20 protein-coding genes, 1 other RNA gene and 2 pseudogenes are annotated in these 25,251 nt (G+C 55.4%); 11 read left to right on the forward strand and 12 right to left on the reverse strand.

All coding sequences use genetic code 11. The features are described from left to right. The 4 genes from hsdR to AQS70_RS03030 all read right to left on the reverse strand — a co-directional run. The coding region (gene hsdR, locus AQS70_RS03020) for a type I restriction-modification system endonuclease (protein WP_055101452.1) at window positions 1-3,085 on the reverse strand (3,085 nt) is incomplete at its 3' end. A 272-nt stretch (window positions 3,086-3,357) separates the two neighbouring features. Then, a complete protein-coding gene (locus tag AQS70_RS23900; RefSeq protein ID WP_187331769.1) occupies window positions 3,358-3,723 on the reverse strand; it encodes a hypothetical protein in 366 nt (121 codons plus the stop codon). 411 nt (window positions 3,724-4,134) lie between these two features. After that, window positions 4,135-4,532: a transfer-messenger RNA gene (gene ssrA, locus AQS70_RS23070) on the reverse strand. Window positions 4,533-4,603: 71 nt separating this feature from the next. After that, window positions 4,604-4,882 (reverse strand): hypothetical protein, encoded by a 279-nt coding sequence (locus tag AQS70_RS03030; RefSeq protein ID WP_055101454.1) that lies wholly within the window; start codon window positions 4,880-4,882, stop codon window positions 4,604-4,606. 484 nt (window positions 4,883-5,366) lie between these two features. On the opposite strand from AQS70_RS03030, the gene AQS70_RS03035 reads away from it, so the two are divergent. Further along, window positions 5,367-5,717: a DUF6124 family protein gene (locus tag AQS70_RS03035; RefSeq protein WP_055101455.1), complete on the forward strand. Its 351-nt coding sequence runs from the start codon at window positions 5,367-5,369 to the stop codon at window positions 5,715-5,717. An 80-nt stretch (window positions 5,718-5,797) separates the two neighbouring features. Here the strand turns inward: AQS70_RS03035 and AQS70_RS03040 are convergent, their stop codons facing one another. The 5 genes and pseudogenes from AQS70_RS03040 to AQS70_RS03060 all read right to left on the reverse strand — a co-directional run bounded on the left by AQS70_RS03040 (window position 5,798) and on the right by AQS70_RS03060 (window position 13,240). Further along, window positions 5,798-8,608 carry an FAD-binding and (Fe-S)-binding domain-containing protein gene (locus AQS70_RS03040; RefSeq protein WP_055101456.1) on the reverse strand — a complete coding sequence of 937 codons (2,811 nt, stop codon included), beginning with the start codon at window positions 8,606-8,608 and terminating at the stop codon, window positions 5,798-5,800. Next, window positions 8,605-9,276: a LutC/YkgG family protein gene (locus AQS70_RS03045; protein WP_055101457.1), complete on the reverse strand. Its 672-nt coding sequence runs from the start codon at window positions 9,274-9,276 to the stop codon at window positions 8,605-8,607. Before AQS70_RS03045 ends, AQS70_RS03040 begins: the two co-directional genes overlap by 4 nt. Beyond that, window positions 9,273-10,733 carry a LutB/LldF family L-lactate oxidation iron-sulfur protein gene (locus tag AQS70_RS03050; RefSeq protein WP_055101458.1) on the reverse strand — a complete coding sequence of 487 codons (1,461 nt, stop codon included), beginning with the start codon at window positions 10,731-10,733 and terminating at the stop codon, window positions 9,273-9,275. Before AQS70_RS03050 ends, AQS70_RS03045 begins: the two co-directional genes overlap by 4 nt. Next, a pseudogene (locus AQS70_RS03055) lies at window positions 10,730-11,399 on the reverse strand ((Fe-S)-binding protein). Before AQS70_RS03055 ends, AQS70_RS03050 begins: the two are co-directional and overlap by 4 nt. Window positions 11,400-11,545: 146 nt before the next feature. Continuing rightward, complete coding sequence (locus AQS70_RS03060) at window positions 11,546-13,240, reverse strand: lactate permease LctP family transporter (protein WP_055101459.1); 1,695 nt, start codon at window positions 13,238-13,240, stop codon at window positions 11,546-11,548. A gap of 260 nt (window positions 13,241-13,500) precedes the next feature. On the opposite strand from AQS70_RS03060, the gene AQS70_RS03065 reads away from it, so the two are divergent. After that, window positions 13,501-14,268 (forward strand): GntR family transcriptional regulator, encoded by a 768-nt coding sequence (locus tag AQS70_RS03065; protein ID WP_055101460.1) that lies wholly within the window; start codon window positions 13,501-13,503, stop codon window positions 14,266-14,268. A gap of 81 nt (window positions 14,269-14,349) precedes the next feature. Here the strand turns inward: AQS70_RS03065 and smpB are convergent, their stop codons facing one another. Then, window positions 14,350-14,832, reverse strand: coding sequence for an SsrA-binding protein SmpB (gene smpB / locus AQS70_RS03070; protein WP_055101461.1), 483 nt, complete (start codon window positions 14,830-14,832; stop codon window positions 14,350-14,352). A gap of 110 nt (window positions 14,833-14,942) precedes the next feature. Here smpB and AQS70_RS23730 point away from each other — a divergent pair. From AQS70_RS23730 to AQS70_RS03080, 3 genes and pseudogenes are all read left to right on the forward strand, one after another. Beyond that, a pseudogene (locus AQS70_RS23730) lies at window positions 14,943-15,116 on the forward strand (sodium-dependent transporter); the annotation flags it as partial. Between the two features lie 7 nt (window positions 15,117-15,123). After that, window positions 15,124-15,558, forward strand: coding sequence for a type II toxin-antitoxin system RatA family toxin (locus tag AQS70_RS03075; RefSeq protein ID WP_055101462.1), 435 nt, complete (start codon window positions 15,124-15,126; stop codon window positions 15,556-15,558). Then, window positions 15,551-15,868, forward strand: a complete 318-nt coding sequence (locus tag AQS70_RS03080) for an RnfH family protein (protein WP_055101463.1) — start codon at window positions 15,551-15,553, stop codon at window positions 15,866-15,868. Before AQS70_RS03075 ends, AQS70_RS03080 begins: the two co-directional genes overlap by 8 nt. 61 nt (window positions 15,869-15,929) lie before the next feature. On the opposite strand, the gene AQS70_RS03085 is transcribed toward AQS70_RS03080, so the two are convergent. Further along, window positions 15,930-16,457: an outer membrane protein assembly factor BamE gene (locus AQS70_RS03085; RefSeq protein ID WP_055101464.1), complete on the reverse strand. Its 528-nt coding sequence runs from the start codon at window positions 16,455-16,457 to the stop codon at window positions 15,930-15,932. A gap of 98 nt (window positions 16,458-16,555) precedes the next feature. On the opposite strand from AQS70_RS03085, the gene fur reads away from it, so the two are divergent. Continuing rightward, window positions 16,556-16,969, forward strand: a complete 414-nt coding sequence (fur, locus tag AQS70_RS03090; RefSeq protein ID WP_055101465.1) for a ferric iron uptake transcriptional regulator — start codon at window positions 16,556-16,558, stop codon at window positions 16,967-16,969. Between the two features lie 95 nt (window positions 16,970-17,064). Here the strand turns inward: fur and recN are convergent, their stop codons facing one another. After that, window positions 17,065-18,747, reverse strand: coding sequence for a DNA repair protein RecN (gene recN / locus AQS70_RS03095; RefSeq protein ID WP_055101466.1), 1,683 nt, complete (start codon window positions 18,745-18,747; stop codon window positions 17,065-17,067). A gap of 253 nt (window positions 18,748-19,000) precedes the next feature. On the opposite strand from recN, the gene grpE reads away from it, so the two are divergent. From grpE to carA, 5 genes are all read left to right on the forward strand, one after another. After that, complete coding sequence (gene grpE, locus AQS70_RS03100; protein WP_055101467.1) at window positions 19,001-19,570, forward strand: nucleotide exchange factor GrpE; 570 nt, start codon at window positions 19,001-19,003, stop codon at window positions 19,568-19,570. A 100-nt stretch (window positions 19,571-19,670) separates the two neighbouring features. Continuing rightward, window positions 19,671-21,587 (forward strand): molecular chaperone DnaK, encoded by a 1,917-nt coding sequence (gene dnaK, locus AQS70_RS03105; RefSeq protein ID WP_055101468.1) that lies wholly within the window; start codon window positions 19,671-19,673, stop codon window positions 21,585-21,587. Window positions 21,588-21,904: 317 nt separating this feature from the next. Beyond that, entirely contained in the window at window positions 21,905-23,029 is a 1,125-nt protein-coding gene (dnaJ, locus tag AQS70_RS03110) for a molecular chaperone DnaJ (protein WP_055101469.1), read from the forward strand. Window positions 23,030-23,038: 9 nt separating this feature from the next. Then, entirely contained in the window at window positions 23,039-23,845 is an 807-nt protein-coding gene (dapB, locus tag AQS70_RS03115) for a 4-hydroxy-tetrahydrodipicolinate reductase (protein WP_055101470.1), read from the forward strand. 258 nt (window positions 23,846-24,103) lie between these two features. Then, on the forward strand, window positions 24,104-25,240 hold the full coding sequence (carA, locus tag AQS70_RS03120) for a glutamine-hydrolyzing carbamoyl-phosphate synthase small subunit (protein WP_055101471.1): 1,137 nt from the start codon (window positions 24,104-24,106) through the stop codon (window positions 25,238-25,240). Window positions 25,241-25,251: the final 11 nt, after the last annotated feature.

Genomic DNA, 25,251 nt, shown 5'->3' on the forward strand with positions numbered 1-25,251 from the left:
GCACTTCGCGCAATTGTTCACGGGTCAGGTCTTGCGGGCGGTTGACCACTACGCCGAGGGCCACTGACTGGTTCAACTGATTCTTAATGAAGTCGTTGAAGCTTTCCAAATAGTCAGCGGGCTTTTGGTAATCGCCGTAGTTCTGCTCACGGACCATCAGTTCGTCCATGTGAGTGGAGATCACCGGGTAGTTCAGCGATCCCAGCAGGGCATTAACCGTGGCGAGTTGATCGAGCAGTTGGGCATGCTGTTGGATGAACTGGGCAGCTTGCTGTGGGCCGAGCTGGTGCAGGTGCTGATGCAGTTTGTCCGGGGCTACGCCCCAGGTGTTCTCCAGTTCGGCGAGCTTGGCCTTTAGGGTTGGCTTTTGCTCGGCCTTATGGCTGGCCTTGCGCAGAATACGCATGATCCGCTGGCTGAGTTGGTCCAGGACGTCTTGGGCATGACTAGTGTCTGGCTGGTTACCAGGAGCATCGAGGCTGGCTGGGTTGGTAAGCTCGCTGACCAGTTGTTCGAGGCTGATGCTTGGGTCTTTCACTAGCGGCTTCATTGTATCTACTGGTTCGAGGGCAGCGTACAGGTCAACTGGGTCGTAGATCTTGAATACCGTCTTGCCGATTTCATCGCAGCGGCGAGTCGCGCGGCCCTTCATCTGTTCGTAGAGGATGCGCGAACGCACCCGGCGCATGAACACCAAGTGGCAAATGCGCGGTACGTCGATACCGGTGGTCAACAGGTCGACCGTGATGGCAATGCTCGGGTAGCGCTCGTTTTTGTACTGGCGGATCAGTTGTTTGACCTTGTCACTTTGCCCGGTGATGATCTGTACAGCTGCCTGGTTGTAATCCTCGCCGTGAACGTCCTTGAAGGCTTCGTCTAGGAGGTTTTTGACCCGCTCGGCATGAGCCTGGTTAACGCAGAAGATCATCGTTTTTTCGTCGCCCGACGGGTCGAGTTCTTGTGCCAGTTGCTCGCAGATGACCTTGTCGAAGCCGGGCGTAATCACGCGGCGATTGAAGGACTCGATTTCGAAGTCGAGTTCGTCCTCAAGCTCGGCGACATCCACTTCGCCGGTACTCGTATCGATGACGCTGACGCTCTCGCCCTTGGCAAAGTGGATGCCGTTTTGGCTCAGCAGGGTCTGGTAGCGGATTGGAGGCTCGTGATCGATCAGCCAATCGTCAGCCACGGCCTCCCGGTAGCTGTAGGTGTATATCGGAGCCCCGAAGACTTCGCTGGTGTGCTTGGCTGGCGTAGCGGTGAGCCCAACGCGGCAGGCGTCGAAATAGTCGAGCACGCGACGATACTGCGACAGGTACTGGTTGAAGTCACGCACTGCCAGCTCGCCTTCAGTCATTTCCTGATCGAGGGTGTAACCGCGGTGGGCTTCGTCGACGATGATGCAGTCGAAGGCATCGATGGGCGGCGGAGTGTCTGACTGGAAGATGCGCTTGACCATGGCCTGCACAGTGGCGACCTGAACCCGTGTTTCAGCTTCGGCAGCCATGTCACCTAGTTCTTTGACGTCGTAGATCTGCGCCAGCGTGTGGTTCTGTTCCAGCGTCGCCTCATTGAAGGCTTCGATGGCCTGTTCCCCCAAGGCGCTGCGATCGACCAGGAAAAGAATACGGCGAAAGCGCTCGGCCTTCAGCAGGCGGTACATCAAGCCAATGATCGTGCGCGTTTTTCCGGTTCCGGTCGCCATGGCCAGCAGACAGTTGCGGCGATTGGCGGCTAGGGCCTGCTCGACGGCGCGGATGGCGTCTTCCTGATAGTCACGCAGCTTGAGATAGGCGAAGCCTTCCTGCTGTAGTTTCGCCTCGGCGTCCTCACGGCTGCGTTTGAGCAGGTCGAGTAGGCCGCCCGGCGTGTGGAAGTCCTGCAGCGGTCGGCGCAGGTTGGCCGGGCTACGCAAGTCACGAAACCAGATGCCAGACATCTCAGCGAGCTGCTTAATGAAGGGCCTGCCATTGCAGGCAAAGGCAAACGGCACTTTGAAGTGGTCGCCCTGGCCATCCGCCCAGCCTGTGTTCTGCCCGGCCGGTTGCAGACTGTCGGTAACGATCAGTTGGCGTGAATAGCGCTCGGCTTGGGGAATGCGGTCCGCTATGTTGACGCGCTTGCGTTTTGCTTCGACGATGGCGACTGGGATTAGGCTGGCGAACAGCACGTAATCAGCATTTTCTTTCGGCTTGCTGGTTGGCCATTCGGCGATGGCCTTGTTCTTGCCCTTTTCGGGCCGAGCGCCCTTGCTGTAGGTAAGATCGAGCGAATCGGCTTCCCAGCCGGCATCGTTCAACTGTTGATCGATGAGAATACGGGTGAGGTCTTCGTTGAGGTCGAACTGGCTGCTTGCCTGCTGAGTTTTACGCGTGACTTGCTGGGCAGCTTGCGGCTGATCTTCAAGCTGTTGTTGCAGCACTTTCAGCCGCGCCTCGAAGTCGACTCGGGCCTTCGATAGTTCTGCCTCGCGTTCAAGGGCAATCTGCTCGTAGACGCGGGCTTCCTCGTTCATCTGCCCAACGAGATTGGCTTGCTCATGCTTTTCTTGCGCCAGTAGCTCGGCTAATTGGTGGTTGTTCTCCAATTTCTGGCGACTGTCACCCAGCTCTGCGCGAAGTGTTTCGATCTGCCCCTGCAGCTCACGCAGAGGCTCGCTCGGATCGGCCGGAACCATGAAAGGCCCAGGCTTGAAGGTGTTGCCGCCCGTGCCAAATGACTGGTGATACCAGATCGCCAAGGCGCGGGCGACTCTCAGCCCGTCAAGTGCTTCACGATGCTGGGTGCGGAATTCATGGGTAGCCTTATTGCCTTCGATGCGCAGTGTATGGAATAGGTTGCGGATGTTACCGTCGAGCTGGATTTCACGACTCAGGCGGAACAGCAGATCAGCTTGGGAAGTGGTGACGTCGAACTCAATGCCTGCTCTTACCGCTAGATCCTGGGCGAGCGCTTCGCCCAGCTGGCGCAGTTTGATCAGCGTCGTGTTTGGGTCACTGGAAAATACTCGCTCGGCCGCATGGGCAAGTTGGAAAAAAACCGGGTCGTGTTCTTTGAAAAGGGCGAAGTTGCTGTTCTCTGCCATGTTCCATCCCTTGAATTCGTCACCAGCCATCCCGAGAGTGGTGGCGCTGTGAAAGCATCATGCCAGACGAAGCGTTGTGCGTGTATAACCTGATGCCGTTGGTGTGCAGTGAACAGCTACCGGTGTAGGCCTAGGTATTACGCTTGGATGTGGTGAGACAGTGGGAGGTCGAGTTCGCTTGTGAAGAAATCGATCGGGTTCGCACAGAACATCGCAACAGGTGCTGCAGGTTGCAATACTGGCGCTGCCAGTGCTGCGCTTACCCAGCATGGTCAAGGCGCGTTTGACGCGACGGCCGTGTCATCATTGAGCGACGTAGTGTGGCCCGTGAGTTGCTCGTAACGTTCGCAAGCGTAGTTCATGAAAGCCCTTGAACCTTCACCGATGCAGAATATCGCGAGCATCGTTCGCTGCAAGAGTATTGCGTAACTTTCGCGATTTCTCATAACCCTGAGGGAGGATTTGGGTAGCGCATCGAACCAGAAAGATCCAAGGTGCGCCAAGACTTCCTTGATTTTTGGGTACACATCCGGGATTGCAGCATTAATCAAGTAGATCGAGTTCAACACGAACAGCAGCAAGCCAATCAACCACGTTCGCCAGAAAACCCTGCGTCCGGCGCGAACCTGGCGCTCCATTAACTTCTTCCCGTCACTGCCTGAGAGAAAGCTATACAGCTTGTTGCGCCAATCCTTTCGGCTCAAATCTGCCAGATGATTGAAGCGGCACACCGACCAGCCACTCATCAAAACACTAAGCAACAGCAGCAGAGCGGTGGCTAGATAGTGAGGACATAATCCTTGGACGCGGGTTTGACTCCTTTGAGCTGTCGATCGGAGAGGCGGAGGTTTTGAGCAGGCATGAGACTGTCCTCAGGCACTAATTCGGTATTCCAAAGATTAGCACCGGACGGACTGGAATACCGTCTGGAATACCCGAATGGCTGGAACTCCAAAACTCTCACAATACCGAAAAAGCGCTGAAAGCCCCGTATTCACTGGATTTCAGGCACAAAAAAAGACGTCCTAGGACGTCTTTTTTTGTTGAAGTGGTGGAGCCGGGGGGATTTGAACCCCCGTCCGCCAGTACTCCGCTGTCGGTACTACATGCTTAGCCGTTTCTATTAAGTTAACCCTCAGCGACCCGAAGGGCAGGGTGCTTTGGGCGAGTTGTGTAAGTTTTAGCCGATTCGTCCACAACGTACTGCACGGCGATTCTGTTCTATATGACAATCATTTTGGGTTTACAGACATCCCCTAATGATTGCTGGACCCGAAGGTACCAGAAGCTCAGGATCTAAGGCTGCTTACGCAGCGATAGCGAATTCCTGGCCGTAGTTTTCGTCATTGGCAACTATAAGTAGTTGCAACAGTGGATTTACGAGTTCTGTTACCAACTCGGCATGCACCTAAAGTTTCGCAACCAGCGTCGAATCCTAAACGGCCCCGATGCTTGCTGGCCTTAACCAGCAAGCTGCGCAGTCTACGCCATTTCGACTCAGAAGGCCAACCTCAGTACTTATTTGTTGTCGTCGCCTTTGGTGAGGTTTTGCAGTTTCTGCAGGGCTTGGGTGGTGGTCGAGATGCAGTCTTCTTTTTTGCCTGCGGCTTGTTCAGCTTTGGCTTTTTCGACCATGGCGTCGATATCGTCTTTGGTGTTTTCGCTGGTTGCTAGCAAGGTCGCTTGGGCATCGGCGATTTTTACAAGGTTGATCTGGCACAGATCATCTGCAGCAAACACCGGGGAGGCCAACATCGTAGCGCATACAAACAGACCAGCAAGCGCGGTACGTTTCATAGGGAAAACTCCTTGTATACAGTTAGGCCCGGTGGTTCCAGGCTCGGTTTTATGCCCAAAGGGTAGGGCGTTAATCCAATTGACTATAGCCGTGCTCTGGAGTTCTGCTTGTATTTGGCCAGTATTGGAGAACTTTTTTTTACGCCCAAAAATGGGGCGTTTTTTGTGGATTTCGTAGTCTCTATCCCTTTCAATCTTATGAAACTTCCTAGAAACTCTCGTTCTCTTGCGCCCGTCCAGTTAGAGGCATAGTCTCGGCCCATCGCTGCATTTCAGCGGTCGGGTTTAGTAGCCCGGCTTGTAAACTTGGCGCAAGGCGCCACCTCCGCGAGGCGTTTTTTTACGGCCTGCGTTTTATGGTGGCCGTGCGCAGGGCGCTTTCTAGCGCGCCGGTTTCCAAGTTTGCCGGTCTACTAACCTGCGTACGGCTGCCACCCCATCGTTAGTAGCGATTAATGGCAGCTCCTTAAACTTGGAGTACGCTATGAAAAAAATTGTCCCCGATCCACCCGCTTTATCCCTTCAAGAAGCTGCTCAGTGCGAAGCCCTTTCGTTGGACCGTGCGGCCACCGAGCGCGCCCTCAATTACTACCTGCAAGACCATAAGCCTCCACGGCACGTGGATCTGGCCACGTATGCCATCCCGGACAGTGTCAATTTAGAAGCGGCTTTGGCCCAAGCGTCAGACTTGTTGCGCTGCGCGGGTGCTTCGGCGAGTGAGGCGGGGAATGGCTTGAGCGGGCATGCGCGCAGTTTGGTGTTGTCGAGCATGCACTTGGTGGAGCTGGCCAAGGCGTATGTGGATAAGTCGCTGGACGGTTTGACGACGCACTGATGCAGCACGCGCCTGAGTGCAAGCAGGCGCGTTTTTGAATTAACCGATTTAGATCAAAAGATCGCAGCCTTCGGCAGCTCCTACAAGGCTCGGGCTGTACTGACGCGGTCTACCAGATAAACCAACCCGTGGTAGTCGATGCCGCCATGTTGGCTTAGGCCGATTTCACACGTGCGGCTGGTCGAGAAGCCTTCACTGCAATGCTGCACCGCGTCTTTTAAGGTGCGCAGCGAATGGGCGTTCAGTTCGGGCGTGGTGAAGCCTTTGTCGCCTGCAAACCCGCAGCAATGAATCCCTTCTGGTATCACGACTTCGGTGCTGCACAGCCGGGCGATGTCAATCAATGCCTGACTTTCGCCTAAGTGCTGGGTACTGCACGTGACATGCACAGCGATGGGGTTGGTTTGCGGGGTGAAGTTCAACTTATCCACAAGGTGAGTGCGGATGAAGCGCACGGGGTCGTAGAGGTCGAGGCGGCTTTCGCCTAGGTCTTGCACCAATCGCAGGGTGCACGGGCTGGTGTCGCAGTAAATCGGGTCAACCCCGCCACGGCTGGCATGCAGCAAGGCGCTAATGAGTTCCTGACGTTTGTGTTCGGCCTGCTCGTTGTAGCCCTTTGAGGCAAACGGTTGGCCGCAGCACAGGCTGTCCATGTTCTCGGGGAAGACGACTTGGTAACCGGCTTTTTCCAACAGGCTGCGGGTTTTGTCCAGCAGCGAGGTTTGTTCGCGATCACCCGCCGCAGGCCCCATTACGCGTGACACGCAGGCCGCCAGATACACCACCCGCGGGCGAGCGTCTTTGACGGGCGGGCTGAAGCGAATCGCGCGCTCGGGTTGTGGCATGGCATTTGTCCACAGCGGCACGCGGCCTTTGCTGGCTTTGGTCAACGCGGCGGAGAGTTTGCCCAGTCGCGGCGCGCCCAACAGGATGCGCGCGCCATTGGCCACGTGTAGGGTGAAACGTGCGCCTTGCAGTGTGGTTGCAAAGTGGTTGCCCAGCATGTCGGCGGCTTTGAGGTGGTTGGCGCTACGAGCGCGCAGCTTTTTCACCAACTCGCCGGTATTGATGCCTACAGGGCAACGTTGGGCGCACAAGCCAGTGGCGGCGCAGGTGTCGATGCCTTGGTAGGCGTAGGCTTTTTCCAGCTCGCGGGTGTCAACCCCGGCGCGTTTTTTGGCCTGAATGTCTCGCCAGATGACAATTCGCTGCCGTGGGCTGGGCGTGAGCCCTTTTGATGGACACACCGGCTCACAAAAACCGCATTCGATGCACTTATCCACAATCTCGTCGGCGGCCGGCATCGGCTTGAGGTGTTTGAGGTGGATGTGCGGGTCTTCACTGAGCACCACGTCGGGGTTGAGGATGCCTTGTGGATCAAGCAGGCGTTTGAGTGACCACATTAATTGGTACGCGTCGCTGCCCCATTCCAGCTCAACAAAGGGCGCCATGTTGCGCCCCGTGCCGTGTTCGGCCTTGAGCGAGCCGCCAAATTCCACAGCGATCAGTTGCGCCACGTCGTCCATAAAGGCTTGGTAACGGGCGACCTCTTCGGGGTTGTTAAACCCTTGAGTGAACACAAAGTGCAGGTTGCCTTCGAGGGCGTGGCCGAACAGGATCGCTTCGTCGTAGTGGTGTTTGTCGAACAGTTCGATCAGGCGGTTAACGCCGATGGCCAGTTGCTCGACCGGGAAGGTGACGTCTTCGATGATGACGGTGGTGCCGGTTTTGCGCACAGCGCCGACCGCCGGAAAGGTGTCTTTGCGAATGGCCCACAGCTTGGCGTTTTCGGTCGGGTTTTCGGTGAAGTCGACTTGTTTTTCGACCGCAAACCCCGCCAACGAGGCCATGATCTGTGCCAATTGTTCGTGCAATAAGGTTTGCGTGGCAGCGCGGGATTCGATTAGCAAGGCGCAGGCGTTGTCTGAAAGCTGTTTGACGAACGCGGGCATGCCGGGTTTGTCTTGCACCGAACGTAGGCTGCGGCGGTCGAGCAATTCAACGGCGGACACGGGCTGACTTTTGAGCACGGTGACCGCGTTGCAGCAGGTTTCTACGTCCGGGAAGACGATCAGCGCCGAAGCTTTGTTCGGATGGTCGACGACTGTGTCGTAGGTCACCGAGCTGATGAACCCCAGCGTCCCTTCGCTGCCAACCAGTAAGTGGCTGAGAATATCCAGCGGGTCATCAAAGTCGACCAAGGCGTTAAGTGACAAGCCTGTGGTGTTTTTCAGACGGTATTTGTGGCGGATTTTCGCAGCCAACTCAGCATTAGCGCGGGTTTCGCGGGCCAATGTCGCCAATTGGTCGAGCATAGAGCCGTGGCTTTGACGAAAGGCTGCAATGTTAGCCGCGTCTTCGGTATCTACCGGGGTGCCGTCGGCCAATACAACGCGGATGCCCGCCAAGGTGTGGTAGGTGTTTTGCGCGGTACCGCAGCACATGCCGCTGGCGTTATTGGCAACAATGCCGCCAATTTTGCAGGCGTTGATCGAGGCCGGATCGGGGCCAATCTTACGTCCAAACGGCGCTAGCCACGCGTTGGCTTGGGCGCCAATCACGCCCGGTTGCAGACGGATTTGCGCACCTTGTTCGCGAATGATTTTGCCGTTCCAGTTATCGCCAAGCACGATCAGTACTGAGTCACTGATGGCTTGGCCTGACAAGCTGGTGCCCGCAGCGCGGAAGGTGACGGGCACTTGGTCGCGCCGGGCGAGGCGCAGTAGTTCGACCACTTCGTCTTCGGACTCAACGCGGATCACCAGTTTGGGGATCAGCCGATAAAAGCTTGCGTCGGTGCCGAAGGCCAAGGTTGAAAGCGGGTCGGTGAAGCGGCGGTCTTGCGGGATCAACCGTTCGGCATCACGGGTAAAGCTGACGGGCAGGCTCATGCATCCTCCAGAATCAATACCACCAAGTCTTTCGGGCCGTGGGCGCCGTAAGCGAGTACTTGCTCAATGTCGGCTGTTTTTGACGGGCCAGAAACCAATAAGGCGTTGGTCGGCATACCGGCGGCCCAGTTCATTTCGCGCTGTACTTGGTAAAAGTTGTCGCGGATTTGGCTGGCCCTGAGCAATGCAAAATGTATTGGCGGCACCAAGCTCATGAGGCGCGGTTCTTCCGGGGTTGGCCACATGATCAAGCTGCCGGTGGCGGCAATAGCGCCCAAGGTGGTGGTGAAGCTGGCCGGGGTATCGTTGAACAGTTCGGCCTTCCATTCTTCTATGGGGCGGTCGTAGGCTTTAAGTATTGGCAGTGCAGGATTCTGCGCCCAATGTGCTGTCACTTTTTGCCCGTGTGCTGTAGTTGGTGCGATTAACAGGCTGGGTAACTCACGATCACGGACCAATTGCGCCAGCAAGGCGGGCCAGTCGTGTTCGGTGGTGAGGTGGATTTCAGTGTGTACGGCTTCCATCAACTTGCGCAGTTGAGGGATGCGTTGTTCCGGGGTGTAGGTCCAAGGTTCTGTCACCAGCACTTCGTCGAAGTTGTCAGGCACCGGTGTGGCGCCGGTCAGACTGTTGCGCAGTTTGTTGAGGATATTGTGCTTGGCGCTCATCGCGATTCTCCTGACTTTTTCGCCATGTGATCGCGAGCCATGTCGTGCAGCGAGCGGGCGGCAGGTTTGGGGGCGCTGTGGTTTTGTGTCCAAGGGCCTACATTGCTTGGGGTTAAGCCCCGCAGGCGAGTGGCGGCCTTGAGGAACACACGGTACAGAGCCGGTGAGCTATTGAGCTTGGCCCACATGTTCCAGATCAGGCGTTCTTTACGTGAATACTTGCTGCCTTGGCCGCGCATGATGCGAGGTGCGGTGTCTGGCGATTTCACGTTCTCTTCGCGTAAGCGGCGTAGCAATGCCGGGATCGGAATTTTTACCGGGCACACTTCGCCACAGGCACCGCAGAGCGACGAGGCGCTTGGGTGATCAGGGACTTTGGCCAAGCCGACCATGTGCGGGGTGATGATCGCGCCAATGGGGCCGGGGTAAACCTCGCCGTAGGCATGACCGCCGATGCGGGTGTACACCGGGCAGTGGTTCATGCAGGCACCGCAGCGGATGCAGTTGAGGGTTTGGCGCAGTTCGCTGTCAGCAAAAGCTTGGCTACGGCCGTTATCGAGTAGCACCAGGTGGACTTCTTCAGGGCCGTCGAGTTCGCCCGGTTTGCGTGGGCCGGAGATCATGTTGACGTAGGTTGTGATCGGTTGGCCGAGGGCTGAACGGGTCAGTAATGAAACCAGCGGTACAACGTCGCGCAGGTTTTCGACTACTTTCTCGATCCCGGTGACGGCGATGTGTACGGGCGGTACGGTGGTCGACATACGGCCGTTGCCTTCGTTTTCGACCAGCAATAGGGTGCCGGTTTCGGCCACGGCAAAGTTAACGCCCGATACGCCGATGTCTGCTTCGTAGAACTTTTGGCGTAATACGCGACGGCCGATCTGGATCAGTTGGTCAACGTCTTTGGTGTAGTCGACGCCCAGCTTGTCGTGAAACAGGTCAGCCACTTGCCCAGCGTTTTTGTGAATTGCGGGCATGATGATGTGCGACGGTTTCTCGTTGTCGAGCTGAACGATGTACTCGCCCATGTCGGACTCAAGGCATTCGATGCCTTGCGCGCCGAGCACGTGGTTCATCTCCATTTCTTCGCTAACCATCGACTTGCCTTTGATGACTTGCTTGGCAGCACGGCGGCGGGCAATGGACATGACGATGTCGTTGGCCTGCTCGACGGTTTCAGCCCAGTGCACTTGGACACCGTTGCGGGTCAGGTTGGCCTCAAGACGCTCCAGCAGGTCGGGAAGCTTGGACAAGGCGCGGGCTTTTATCGCATTGCCCAGCGCGCGCAAATGCGCGCGTTCGTGAGCATCGCTGAAGGCAACCGCGCGTTTGGTCATCAGCGAGTCCATCGCGGTGCGAAAGTTATTTCGCAGTTGCTTGTCACCTAATGCCTCATGGGCGCGTGCACGGAAGTCTTCTTCTACGGCGACGGTAGGAATCAGTGTGCTAGCGCTCATTGTTCACCTCCAGTGCGCTGCCATAGAAAGCTGGCCAAGTGCTGGCCGCGGAGTGCTTTTTGCTGTTTTTCGAGCGACCCATTGATGTTCATTAGGCAGCCGCAGTCGGCGGTCAACACTTGATGTGCGCCGGTTTCAATCAGGGCGCGGGTCTTGTCGATGACCATAGCCCCAGAAATATCGGGCATGCGAACGCTAAATGTCCCACCAAAACCACTTGCACACGAACAGCAGAAACTCGGTCAGTTCAAAGGTCCGTTCGGCGAGGGCATGCACCTTTTTTAAGGTTTCTGGCTCATCTTTGAATAGGTCTTCATAGTGCTCGCGCAGCATGCCGGCGCAGGAGCCGGAGGGTACGACCACGGGGTAATCTTCGGCAAACAATGCAAGTTGCGCGCGGGCGACTTCGCGGGCTTGGTCGGTGTAACCCGAGGTGTAGGCCGGTTGCCCACAGCAGCTTTGGCCTTGTGGATAGTCAACCTCGATGCCTTCGCGCTCAATCAGGTGTATGGCGTCCATCCCGGCTTCGGGGAAAAACAGATCGACGACGCAGGTGCCAAACAGGTAGACCTTGCGCGGTTTGTGCGCGGGGTATTGGCGCGGGACAGGAAGGGGCGGGGCGACACGGGTCGCGTTCGGCACGGCATTGTAAAAAAGCTCGCTCATCAGGCGTCTCCGGGTGGTCCCGGTTATGTGTCTACGCCAGCGGCTGAAAACCCTCTTCAGCCACGAGGCAGACCGGGTAGTGAATTATTGGCGCCGGGGTGTTAGCCCCCGGCGCTTTTAACGTGTTGTAACCATAGCGCTATTTTTTAATGCACCAGCATGCCGGTGAACCAATAGGCCTGCGCCAGGGTAATCAGGCCGACGATGGTGGCGAAGAACAGGCTGTGTTTGAGGGTAAAGCGGAACAGGTCGGACTCTTTGCCCACCAGACCGGTTGCGGCGCAGGCCACGGCGATCGACTGTGGCGAGATCATTTTGCCGGTCACACCGCCGCTGGTATTGGCGGCCACCATCAGGGTGTCGCTCACGCCGATCTGGTGCGCGGTGGTGGCTTGCAACGAGCTGAAGAGCGCGTTGGACGAGGTGTCGGAGCCTGTCAGAAATACGCCCAACCAGCCGAGGAACGGCGAGAAGAACGGGAAGGCTGCGCCAGTTCCGGCCAACACCAATGCCATGGTCGAGGACATACCGGAGTAGTTGGTGACGAAGGCAAATGCCAACACCATGCCGATGGACAGGATTGGCCAACGCAGTTCGTACAAGGTTTCTTTAAAAGTGGTCAGGCCGGTTTTGATGTCGATTTTGAGGATCAGCATCGAGATCAGAGCTGAGAAGAAAATCGCCGTACCGGTGGCTGAGATCGGATCAAGTTTGAACACCGCGGCAATTGCCGTAGGAGTGTTGACGATAGGTGCGGTTTTGATCACCAGTTGATCAAGGTGCGGGATCGCAAAGTTGAACACCCAGCCGTACATCGAGCCGCCTGGCGAGAACATGGCCTTGAACGGTTTGAGGGTCCAGATAGTGACCAGCACGGTCAGAATTAGGAACGGCGACCACGCTTTAAGGATCTGCATCAGGCTGTAGGGCGAAACCATTAGGTTGGTGGGTTTGCCGAATCCGCCTGTGCTGGCGGTGACGATAACGTCAGAGGTCACGCCCGGAATCTGTGCGCCTGCGGTGCGTTTTGGCTGCCAGATTTTCAGGAGCAGGGTCAGGCTTACCAAGCTAGCCAGCGCAGAGGTAATGTCCGGCAGTTCTGGGCCAATGTAGTTGGAGGTGAAAAATTGGGTGACGGCAAAGCTCAAGCCGGCGACCAACGCTGCGGGCCAAGTTTCACGCACACCGCGCAGGCCATCCATCATGAAAACCAGCCAGAACGGTACAAACAGTGACAGCAGGGGTAACTGGCGACCGGCCATAGCGCCGATTTTGAAGGCGTCGATGCCGGTGACTTGACCCGCCACGATGATCGGAATTCCGAGGGCGCCGAAGGCTACTGGGGCGGTGTTAGCGATCAGGCATAGGCCCGCAGCGTACAGAGGGTTGAAACCTAAGCCGACAAGCAGGGCGGCGGTAATCGCTACCGGAGCGCCGAAACCGGCGGCACCTTCTAGGAAGGCTCCGAAGCAGAAACCAATCAGTAGCACTTGTAGACGCTGGTCATCGGTGATGGACAGCACTGAGCTGCGGATGATTTCGAATTGGCCGCTTTTGACGGTCAGTTTGTAGAGGAACACTGCGGCAACAATGATCCAGGCAATGGGCCAAAGGCCATAAGCAAATCCGTAGCCCGCGGCGGCGAAAGCCATATCGGCAGGCATTTGGAAGGCAAAGATCGCAACCAAAATCGACAAGGCAAGGGTAATGCTACCGGCGACGTGACCTTTGAGGCGGAACACGGCCAACGCTAAGAAGAAAAATACGATGGGGATAACGGCCGCGATGGCAGATAAGCCGAGGCTGCCGAGTGGGCTGTAAAGTTGTTGCCAAGTTTGCATGTGGGATGGCCCCTAATTGTTATTGGTCACTGCTGTTGCGTGTAACTGGATAATTGGTATTACCAATTTACAATTGCTGTGGGCTAGGTTAAAAGCCTTGAAGGGTGTGTGTCAATTTGCCGCTGCTAAATCTTTAGTCGTGTAGTTCGTCGTCACGGCGGCTGATGGGGTAAAAAACGATTTCTCTGATAGGTGTTTGGCGAACGCCAATCAGCGAGAATAGAGGGCCCGGCGCGTGGTCGGGTGTGTGGAGAGTCGAGATGGGGTTTGATCAAATTCGCCAGCGCCGCTTGTCGGACGATATTGTTGAGCAGCTCGAAGGCATGATCCTTGAGGGCACGTTGAAGGCGGGCGAGCGTTTGCCTGCGGAACGTGCGCTGGCGGAGCAATTTGGTGTGTCGCGGCCCTCATTGCGTGAGGCGATTCAAAAGTTGATCGCCAAAGGCTTACTGGTCAGCCGCCAGGGCGGTGGCAATTATGTAGCCACTTCGTTGGGATCGACGTTTAGTGATCCTTTGTTGCAACTGCTGGAGAGTAACCCTGACGCCCAGCGAGATTTGCTGGAGTTTCGTCACACCCTTGAAGCCTCTTGCGCTTACTACGCGGCTTTGCGGGCAACCGATATGGACCGTGAGCGGTTGCGGGTAGCCTTCGAGCGCTTGCAGGACTGTTATGCCCGGGCCGGTGAAATCAGTCGGGCCGAGGAGGGCGAGGCAGATGCCAGCTTTCACTTGGCGATTGCTGAGGCAAGCCACAACGCGGTGTTGTTGCACACCATTCGCGGGTTATTCGATTTGCTCAAGCGCAACGTGGTAACCAACATTGGTGGTATGTACAAGCAGCGCAGCGAGACGCGCGACATGCTAATTGGTCAGCATCGCGAGTTGTATTTGGCGATTATCGAAGGTCGGGCTGAAGATGCGCGGGGCGTTGCGAGCCGCCATCTTATGTATGTGCAGGAAGTGTTGGAGGAAGTACGTCAGGAGGTTCAGCGCGTGGCGCGGGCAGAGCGGCGTAATGGGTTGTGAGATGCAAAACCTGTAGGAGCGGACTTTTGATCTTTTAAAAGATCGCGAGCAAGCTCGCTCCTACAGCGCTCGGGCTAGGATCTAATCTTCCTTACCTTTGCTACGTACCGCGCGTTGCAGTTCGCGATCGGAGTCGCGCTCACGTTCGGTATGCCGCTTGTCGTATTCCTTCTTACCTTTACCTAGGGCAATTTCGCACTTGACCAAGTGCTTGCTCCAGTAAAGCGAGAGGCAGACGCAGGCATAACCTTTTTGCTGCACTGAGCTGGCCAGCTTTTCAAGCTCGCGCTTGTTGAGCAGCAGCTTGCGACTGCGTGTCGGGTCAGCGATAACGTGCGTGCTGGTTGTGGTCAAAGGCGAGAAGTGGCTGCCGAGCAACCAAGCTTCACCATCTTTGAGAAGCACATAGCTGTCGACCAGCTGTGCTTTGCCTGCGCGCAGACTTTTTACTTCCCAGCCGGCCAGGACCAGACCAGCCTCGAACCGATGTTCGATGAAGTAATCGTGTCGCGCCTTTTTATTTTGCGCGATGGTCCCTGTGGGGTGCTTCTTCTGTTTAGCCATAGGGGCAGCATTATAGGGAGTTGCGAGCGAGTCTGCTACGGTCAACCTGTGTGCTTGAGCAGGTAGTTTGATTCCCGGACAATACGCACTGTTTTTTAGTGCTTGGGCGTAATTTTCTTACGTCGCGTATCATGCTGCCTTTGGGTGGGCTGTGCCTTGTGGTCTTTACAAGCTGATCATGGGCGCGGTGCGGTACGCGACGGTTCGCCCTGACTCTTTTCTTGATGCGCTATGTGGCGCCACTCGGCATTCTGATTGTGTTTGCCGCCCAGCTGTGGAATTAACGCTGACATGACTACCCATATCCAACGCTCCGCCTTGTTGCCTTATCCGGCACAGGCTTTGTATGACCTGGTTAACGACGTAGCGCGTTATCCGGAATTTTTGCCGTGGTGCTCATCTGCCGAGATTATCGAAAGCACTGCGTCGTTGATGCGCGCCAGTTTGGGCGTGGCCAAAGGCGGCTTGAGCCAGCATTTTGTTACGCGTAATACGCTAACGCCCGGTGAGTCGATTGAGATGAACCTAGAAGAGGGCCCCTTTACCAAGCTGCACGGTCTTTGGGTGTTCAAACCATTGGGCGAGAAGGCCTGCAAGATAAGCTTGGACATGACCTTTGATTACGCCGGGGCAATCGTCAAAGCAACCTTGGGGCCGTTGTTTAATCAGGCGGCTAACACTTTAGTGGATGCTTTTTGCCAGCGCGCCAAGCAGTTGTATGGCTGAGCCGGTGATCGACATTGAAGTGGTTTACGCGGCAGTTGATCGGCAGAAGTTGTTGCAGGTGACGGTGCCTGAGGGCACATCGCTGCGGGCTGCGGTGCAGGCGTCGGGTATCGGCCAAATGTTTCCTGAGTTGGATTTGGAACATTGCCCTGTGGGTATCTTTGGTAAGCAGGTCATGGATCCGCAGTTGCGCGTTGTAGAGGCTGGGGCTCGTATTGAAATTTATCGCCCGCTGTTGGCCGACCCGAAAGAGATCAGGCGCCAGCGTGCCGCCAAAGCGGCTGAGGCAAAGCGGCTGAGCGGGTTGTGAATCGCTCAATTAGGCGCAGATAACAAAAAGCCCGGCATGCCGGGCTTTTTGCAACGAGCTGTTATTGCTCTTGGGTGTCCAGAGGCGTTGGCGTCGGGACGGGTACTGTTTCTACGCCGTCGACGTCTTTCTGGATTTGATCAAGCAGCGATCCCGGTTTGGCCGGGACTTCGCTCTTCTCGGCAGGTTCTTGATCCGCCGGATTGACGACCTCGGTCGAGTCTTCTTTGCCCAAAATGGCTTCGTCGCGGCTTACACCAGGCTTAAAATCACCTGACAAGCTGACGAGTTGGTCGTTTTGGTTGAAGAACACGCTGACGCGCTCTTGTTGGCGTTCACCGCCGCCGGGCTGCAGGCTGTACAGATAATCCCAGCGATCAGGGTGGAATGTATCGGTCAACAGGGCGTTGCCCATAATAAACCGCACTTGCCGACGGGTCATTCCCGGGCGCAACTGGTTTATCATGTCCTGCGTGACGACATTGCCCTGTTGGATGTCGATTTTGTAAACCCCGGGGAATGAACAACCGGCGAGTGCGAGCAGTCCCACAAAGGTGAAACTGGTTAGCAAGAGCTTGGTGTTTTGCATCGGTGGGCGACTTCCACTATCTTGGCTGGGACAAGGTAAACGCCGATCATACCCGTATTAAGAGAAGCTGCGAAGCCGCTTCCGCGAGAAAGCTAACCATGGTTGAAAATAGCGAACTACGTAAGGCCGGACTTAAGGTGACTCTGCCACGAGTCAAAATTCTACAAATGCTTGACTCTGCTGAGCAGCGTCACATGAGTGCTGAGGATGTTTATAAGGCGCTTATGCAGGCTGGCGAAGACGTCGGTCTGGCCACGGTTTACCGTGTTTTGACCCAGTTTGAGTCCGCTGGGCTGGTAATCCGTCACAATTTTGATGGTGGTCATGCGGTCTTTGAATTGGCCGATGCTGACGGTGGTCATCACGACCATATGGTCAATATGGATACCAATGAAGTGATTGAATTTTTCGACGAAGAAATCGAAAAGCTGCAGAAAGCGATTGCTACCAAGCATGGCTTTGAGCTGGTGGATCACAACTTGGTGCTGTACGTGCGTAAGTCAGCAAAATAAGCATGTCGCGCGAATTTCGATTCGCGAAACGATCGAAGGCGACCTTGAGTCGCCTTCGTGCTTTCTAAAATGTAATTTTTTATGACCGTTCGTCGTTAAGCGGCTAAAATTTTTGCGGTGACGACCATTTTTTTAGCATGAGCCAGCGATTCTTTGGTCAGGTCTATGCCGCCGAGCATGCGTGCCACTTCTTCTACACGCTCTTTTTTGCTCAGTTTTGAGACGGCAGTACGTGTTGTTTCGCTTTCGCGAACCTTGTGTACAAAAAGATGTTGATGGCATTGCGCTGCTACTTGCGGCAGGTGAGTGACCGTCAGCACTTGCCCGCGCTCACCCAAGCGGCGCAGCAGTTGGCCTACAATCTCCGCGGTCGGGCCGCCAATACCTACGTCCACTTCGTCAAACACCAAGGTAGGAATGCGTGAGGTCTGGGCGGTGATGACTTGAATGGCCAAGCTGATACGCGATAGCTCGCCGCCAGAGGCCACTTTGGCAAGTGCTTTTAGGGGTTGCCCAGGGTTGGCGCTGACCAGAAGCTCCACTTGCTCTAACCCATGGGGCATTGGATCGCTGCTGCTCTGTGCGCGCAGCTCGATCACAAAGCGGCCACCGGGCATGCCCAATCGCTGGATTTCTTCTTCAACTGCACTGCCTAGTCGGGTTGCGGCATGGGCGCGCAAGTTGCTCAGTTCGCCTGCGCACTCTTGATAGTGGCGCGCGTAAGACGCCAGCTCATGGGTTAAGCGCTCGATGTTTTCATCGTTGGCATTAAGGGTTTCGAGCTCATCAAGCAGATTTTGTTGCAGTGCGGCAACCTCGGTAGGCTGCACACGGTGTTTGCGTGCTAACGAGTAAATGGTGTCGAGCCGTTCTTCAAGGTACTGCAGGCGGCTTGGGTCGGCATCAAAATGGTCAATAAAACGATTGAGTTCGCCCACGGCCTCTTCAACTTGGATTTGCGCGCTGGCCAGTAGGTCAGTTGCTTCGCTCAATGAACCAGAGTTGTTATGCACGCTCGACAGCCGATTCAGGCTGGCTGTCAGCGCATTAAGAACGTTACCTGAGTCGTTTTCGCTGCACTGTTCAATGACTTGGCGGCAAATCGTTAGTAGCGTTTCTGCGCTGGTCAGGTTTTTGTGCTCTTGCTCTAGTTCTTCTAGCTCATTTTCGCCCAGCGACAGGGTTTCTAGCTCTTCGAGCTGGTAGCTCAGCAGTTGGTGGCGTGCCCGCTGCTCATCGCCCGAGTTGGATAGATGTTCAAGTTCCTGACGGGTTTGACGCCAGCGTTGTGCGGCCAGTTGGACTTGGCGGGCAAGGTCGGTGGCGCCTGCATACTCGTCTAGCAGGCGGCGATGGGTGTCGGGCTTAAGCAGTGATTGGTGTTCATGTTGGCTGTGAATGTCGATCAGCAGTTCACCCAAGGCCTTGAGGTCGCCTTGTGGGCAGGGAGTGCCGTTGATATAGCCTCGCGAGCGCCCTTCGGCAGTAATGACGCGGCGCAGGATACACGGGCCGTCGCACTCAAGATCGCGCTCCGCCAGCCAGGCTCGAGCCTCAGGGATATCTTGCAGGTCGAAGGTGGCCAAAATGTCGGCTTTTTCGGCCCCAGGACGAACCACGCCATGATCAGCACGGTCCCCTAAAGTGAGGCCAAGTGCATCGAGCATGATTGATTTCCCAGCGCCAGTCTCACCAGTGATTACACTCATACCGCGATCGAGCTCAAGATCGAGATGTTCAACGATGGCGTAGTTATGTACGGACAGGTGCACCAGCATAGGAGCTGCTCCAAAACGTAATGTCTGGTTATTTATACAGTGTTTTGTTTCATGCTGACAATGGCTGTGCTTAGTTCTATTTGCTTGGCTTGAAGGCTTTTTTAAGCTGTTTTGAGAGGGCAGGCGGGGCGTAATGAGGAATCAAAAGGCGATTCTTAGTGCCTTTTGGCTCTTGAACCTGAAAATTGCGACCCCATATACCGAGGCAGAAGCGCGAGTTGAGCTCGCGGACGAAGTTTGAAAGGAGAAATCTATGGCAGACGAACAGACTATGGATACGCAGAACCAAGACGCTAATCAGGCTGCTGAGGGTGCAAATGCTGATCTGACAGCACGTGTACAGACGCTCGAAGAGCAACTGGCTGCGGCGAATGATCAGGCTCTGCGTGTAGCTGCTGATTTGCAGAACGTTCGCCGTCGTGCCGAACAGGACGTTGAAAAAGCACACAAATTTGCATTGGAAAAATTCGCTGGTGACTTGTTGCCAGTTATCGACAGTCTGGAGCGCGGCCTTGATCTGTCGAATCCGGATGACGAGAACATTCGTCCAATGCGCGAAGGGATCGAGCTGACGCTGAAAATGTTCCAGGACACTCTGAAGCGTTATCACTTGGAAGCCATTGATCCGCACGACGGTGAGCCCTTCAATGCATCGCATCACCAAGCGATGGCCATGCAAGAAAGTGCTGACCTGGAGCCGAACAGTGTGCTCAAGGTGTTTCAAAAAGGTTATCAGCTCAATGGTCGCTTACTACGCCCGGCTATGGTCGTAGTCAGCAAGGCGCCAGCACCGGTTTCGCCATCTATTGACGAGCAGGCTTGAAATCGGCCGCAAGGGCCCCATTTAGATGTCAAGCGATAAGCAGTGCCGTAGTTAGTCATTACTGCTACGGCAAAAAAATTCAAATTTTGGGAGAGTCAACATGGGCAAGATTATCGGTATCGACCTCGGGACCACTAACTCGTGTGTTTCGGTTCTTGAAAACGGTAAAGCAAAAGTTATCGAAAACGCAGAAGGCGCGCGTACCACGCCTTCAATCGTTGCATACGCCAATGATGGCGAAATTTTGGTTGGCCAGTCGGCCAAGCGTCAGGCAGTGACCAATCCGCATAACACCCTTTATGCGGTGAAGCGTCTGATCGGTCGTCGTTTTGACGAAGAAGTTGTACAGAAAGATATTCAGATGGTGCCTTACAAAATCGTCAAGGCTGACAATGGCGATGCGTGGGTTGAAGTGAGCGGCCAGAAAATGGCTCCGCCACAAATTTCTGCTGAAATCTTGAAGAAAATGAAGAAAACCGCCGAAGACTATCTCGGCGAAGCGGTGACTGAGGCGGTGATCACCGTTCCTGCTTACTTCAACGACAGCCAGCGTCAGGCAACTAAAGACGCCGGCCGTATCGCGGGTCTGGACGTAAAACGTATCATTAACGAACCTACCGCAGCTGCTCTCGCTTACGGTATGGATAAAGCGAAAGGCGACCACACTGTCATCGTTTATGACTTGGGCGGCGGTACTTTCGACGTTTCGGTTATCGAAATTGCTGAAGTTGATGGCGAGCACCAGTTTGAAGTGTTGGCGACCAACGGTGACACGTTCCTGGGTGGTGAAGACTTCGACATTCGTCTGATCGACTACCTGGTTGATGAGTTCAAGAAAGAAACCGGCATGAACCTTAAAGGTGACCCGCTGGCGATGCAGCGCCTGAAAGAAGCCGCTGAAAAAGCAAAAATCGAGCTGTCTTCGAGCCAGTCGACTGATGTGAACCTGCCGTACATCACTGCAGACGCTACCGGTCCTAAGCACTTGAACGTGAAAATCTCGCGCGCCAAGTTGGAATCGCTGGTAGAAGACTTGGTTCAGCGCACTATCGAGCCTTGCCGTATCGCTCTGAAAGACGCCGGTATTGATGTTGATGCGATCAACGACGTAATTCTGGTCGGTGGTCAAACACGTATGCCGTTAGTGCAAAAGCAAGTTAGCGAGTTCTTCGGTAAAGAAGCGCGTAAAGACGTGAACCCTGACGAAGCTGTTGCAATGGGTGCTGCTATCCAAGGCGCAGTATTGGCTGGTGATGTTAAAGACGTTCTGTTGCTGGACGTGAGCCCGCTGACTCTGGGTATCGAAACCATGGGCGGTGTAATGACCCCGCTGATCGAGAAAAACACCACGATTCCTACCAAGAAATCGCAAGTGTTCTCGACTGCAGACGATAACCAAGGTGCAGTGACTATTCACGTGCTGCAAGGTGAGCGTAAGCAAGCGACTCAGAACAAGTCGTTGGGCAAATTCGACCTGGCTGACATTCCACCAGCTCCACGTGGTCAGCCTCAGATCGAAGTGACCTTTGACATCGACGCTAACGGTATCTTGAACGTAAGCGCTAAAGACAAGGCGACTGGCAAGTCTCAGTCCATTGTGATCAAGGCGAACTCGGGTCTGTCCGAGGACGAAATCGCTCAAATGGTCCGTGACGCTGAAGTCAACGCTGAAGAAGACCGCAAATTCGAAGAGCTGGCTGCTGCGCGCAACCAAGGCGATGCGCTGGTTCACTCGACTCGTAAAATGATCGCTGACGCTGGCGACAAGGTTACTGAGGAAGAGAAAACCGCAATCGAAGCTGCAGTAGTTGCACTTGAAGCCGCTGTTAAAGGCGATGACAAAGCAGCTATCGAAGCCAAAGTTGAAGAGCTGTCCAAGGTGTCGGCTCCAGTTGCTCAAAAAATGTACGCAGAGCAAGGGAACCCGGCAGATGCAGCGGCTAAACCAGCTGATTCGGCTGAAAAAGCGGATGACGTTGTCGACGCTGAGTTCGAAGAAGTTAAAGACAACAAGTAATAGGCTTGTTGGTCGGGCCGGTTGACCGTGCATAAGCGGTGACTGGTAGGATGTCGCCGCGCGGGAGCTTGCTCCCGCGTTGGCGTGTCTGGAGCAAGGGAATTTTTACAGCATGCGACAAGCTCGGATGCTTGCGGTTAAGGCAGGGCTTTTGTGTTCCTGTCTGTGATAGCCGCTCCTGTCGACCAATGCATTGGTCGTTAATCAGAAACCAATATCGTTGAAAAGACGTGAGTTGAGCCTTGTTTGTCCAGGCTCGGCGGGTTTGGTGAGGCTCGGGAGGGTTTTTCCAAACGTCCTTGAGAGTGCAAAGAATTATGGCAAAGCGCGACTATTACGAAGTATTGGGTGTCGAACGGACCACCACTGTGGTCGAGCTGAAAAAGGCTTATCGTCGTCTCGCAATGAAACACCATCCGGACCGTAACCCGGGTGACAAAGCCTCTGAAGAGATGTTCAAAGAGGCTAATGAAGCTTATGAAGTGCTGTCCGATACCAGCAAGCGAGCTGCTTACGACCAATATGGTCATGCGGGTGTTGATCCGCAAATGGGTGGCGGTGGTGCGGGTTTCGGTGGCCAGAACTTCTCCGATATTTTCGGCGATGTGTTCAGTGATTTCTTTGGCGGTGGCCGTGGCGGCTCCCGGGGTGGCGCGCAGCGCGGTAGCGATTTGCGCTACACGCTGGAGCTGAACCTGGAAGAGGCTGTGCGCGGTACTACGGTCAATATTCGTGTGCCGACGCTGGTCAATTGCAAGCCTTGTGACGGTTCGGGTGCGAAGAAAGGTTCTTCGCCTGTGACCTGCACAACGTGCGGTGGTATTGGTCAGGTGCGCATGCAGCAGGGGTTTTTCTCTGTTCAGCAGACCTGTCCACGTTGCCATGGTCAGGGCAAGATCATTTCTGACCCGTGCGAAAGCTGCAATGGCGACGGTCGTGTAGAAGAGTACAAAACCCTGTCTGTGAAAGTGCCCGCAGGTGTTGATACCGGTGATCGTATCCGGCTGTCAGGCGAGGGCGAGGCGGGTGTGCAAGGTGGCCCGGCCGGTGATCTGTACGTGGTTATCGAAGTGCGTGAGCACGCGATCTTCCAGCGCGATGGTAAGCATCTGTTCTGCGAAGTGCCGATCAGTTTTGCCGATGCTGCGCTGGGCGCTGAACTTGAAGTGCCGACGCTGGATGGTCGGGTCAAGTTGAAGGTTCCTGAGGGTACTCAAACTGGCAAGCAGTTCCGTCTGCGTGGCAAAGGTGTTGCTCCTGTGCGTGGCGGTGGCGTTGGTGATCTGATGTGCCGTGTTGTTGTTGAGACACCGGTCAAGTTGAGCCGTCGTCAGCGCGAGCTGATGGAGGAGTTCCGCTCGACACTGGAGGGCGATAGCTGCCATTCGCCAAACGCGACGGGTTGGTTTGAAGGCGTTAAGCGCTTCTTCGGCGACTTATAAGGGGCTGGCATGCGACGTATAGCTGTGATGGGCGCTGCGGGGCGCATGGGTAAAACGCTGATTGCTGCCGTTGAGCAGCGCTCGCCAGTGTGCGGGCTGACTGCGGCGATTGTTCGTCCGGGCAGTTCGCTGGTGGGGGCTGATGCGGGTGAGCTCGTATCGCTTGGGCGTATCAATGTTCCGTTGTCTGCCAGTCTTGAAGGCGTAGTTAATGATTTCGATGTGCTAATCGACTTCACGCTGCCTGAGGTGATGCTCGGTAATCTGGCTTTTTGCCGCCAAGCGGGCAAAGCCATGGTGATTGGCACGACGGGTTTGAGTGCGGCGCAAAAGCAATTGTTGGTTGAGGCTGCTAAAGACATTCCGATTGTGTTTGCATCCAACTTTAGTGTTGGGGTCAACCTGTCATTCAAGCTGCTGGATATGGCGGCGCGGGTGATGGGGGATGATGCTGATATTGAAATTATCGAGGCGCATCATCGTCACAAGGTCGACGCGCCGTCAGGTACGGCCATGCGCATGGGTGAAGTCATCGCCGATGCGTTGGGTCGTGATCTGCAGAAGGTTGCGGTTTATGGTCGCGAAGGCCATACCGGTGCGCGTGAGCACGAAACGATTGGTTTTGCGACCGTTCGCGGTGGTGATGTGGTTGGGGACCATACGGTTCTGTTTGCGGCTGAGGGTGAGCGTTTGGAAATCACCCATAAAGCCTCAAGCCGCATGACGTTCGCCAAAGGCGCTGTTCGCGCTGCTCAATGGCTCGATGGGCGTAAGCCGGGTCTGTATGACATGCAGGATGTGCTCGATCTGCGTTGAGTCGTCTTTAAAAATGGGGCTGTTGCACCCGCAGCAGTCCATTTTTTAACCGCTAAGCGATGATCTGTCGCATTCCTCTGCCTTTAGGGCTCTTTAGCGGTAGACCAAAAAAGCCTTTTTCTGTAAGCTACAGCTTTAGTGTGTCCACTAAAAGCGCGCAGATAATTCGATGAAGAAGCGGGGTGACGTGTCCATACGTCACTCCGCTTTTTTACAACCTGCGATCGCCCTTTCAGGCTTTATTTACGGGAGGTCTTCTTGACTAAGCAAGCCATACTCGCCCTCGCTGATGGCAGCATTTTTCGCGGCGAAGCCATTGGGGCCGACGGTCAGACCGTTGGTGAGGTGGTATTTAACACCGCAATGACTGGCTACCAGGAGATCTTGACGGATCCTTCCTACGCTCAGCAAATCGTGACCCTGACTTACCCGCATGTTGGCAATACCGGCACTACACCGGAAGATGCCGAGTCTGATCGTGTTTGGTCCGCAGGTTTGGTTATCCGTGATCTGCCGCTGGTTGCGAGCAACTGGCGTAACACAATGTCGCTGTCTGATTATCTGAAAGCCAACAATGTGGTGGCAATCGCCGGTATCGACACTCGCCGCCTAACGCGTATTTTGCGAGAAAAAGGCGCGCAAAACGGCTGCATCATGGCGGGTGACAATATCTCTGACGAAGCTGCGATCGCAGCGGCTCGCGGATTCCCTGGCCTCAAAGGGATGGATCTGGCGAAAGTCGTTAGCACCGAAAAAGCTTACGAGTGGCGTTCGAGTGTCTGGAATCTGGCAACCGACAGTCACCCGACTATCGAAGCCAGCGATCTGCCTTACCACGTAGTCGCTTACGACTACGGTGTGAAGTGGAACATTCTGCGTATGTTGGTTGAGCGTGGCTGCCGCGTCACGGTAGTGCCGGCTCAAACGCCAGCTAGCGATGTGTTGGCGCTTAACCCTGATGGTGTGTTCCTGTCTAACGGCCCAGGTGATCCTGAGCCATGCGACTATGCGATCACTGCTATTCAAGACGTGTTGAAAACCGAGATTCCGGTGTTTGGCATCTGCTTGGGTCATCAGCTGTTGGCACTGGCTTCTGGCGCCAAGACTGTGAAAATGGGTCATGGCCACCATGGTGCGAACCACCCGGTTCAAGACTTGGACACCGGTGTGGTGATGATCACCAGCCAGAACCACGGTTTCGCTGTTGATGAGGCGACTTTGCCTGCCAACGTACGCGCCATCCATAAGTCGCTGTTCGACGGTACCTTGCAAGGTATCGAGCGTACCGACAAGAGCGCTTTCAGCTTCCAGGGTCACCCTGAAGCAAGCCCTGGCCCGAACGACGTTGCGCCGCTGTTCGATCGCTTCATCAATGAGATGGCCAAGCGCCGCTGATTAGCTCCCTG

Source organism: Pseudomonas endophytica (assembly GCF_001411475.1).
Classification (GTDB): domain Bacteria; phylum Pseudomonadota; class Gammaproteobacteria; order Pseudomonadales; family Pseudomonadaceae; genus Aquipseudomonas; species Aquipseudomonas endophytica.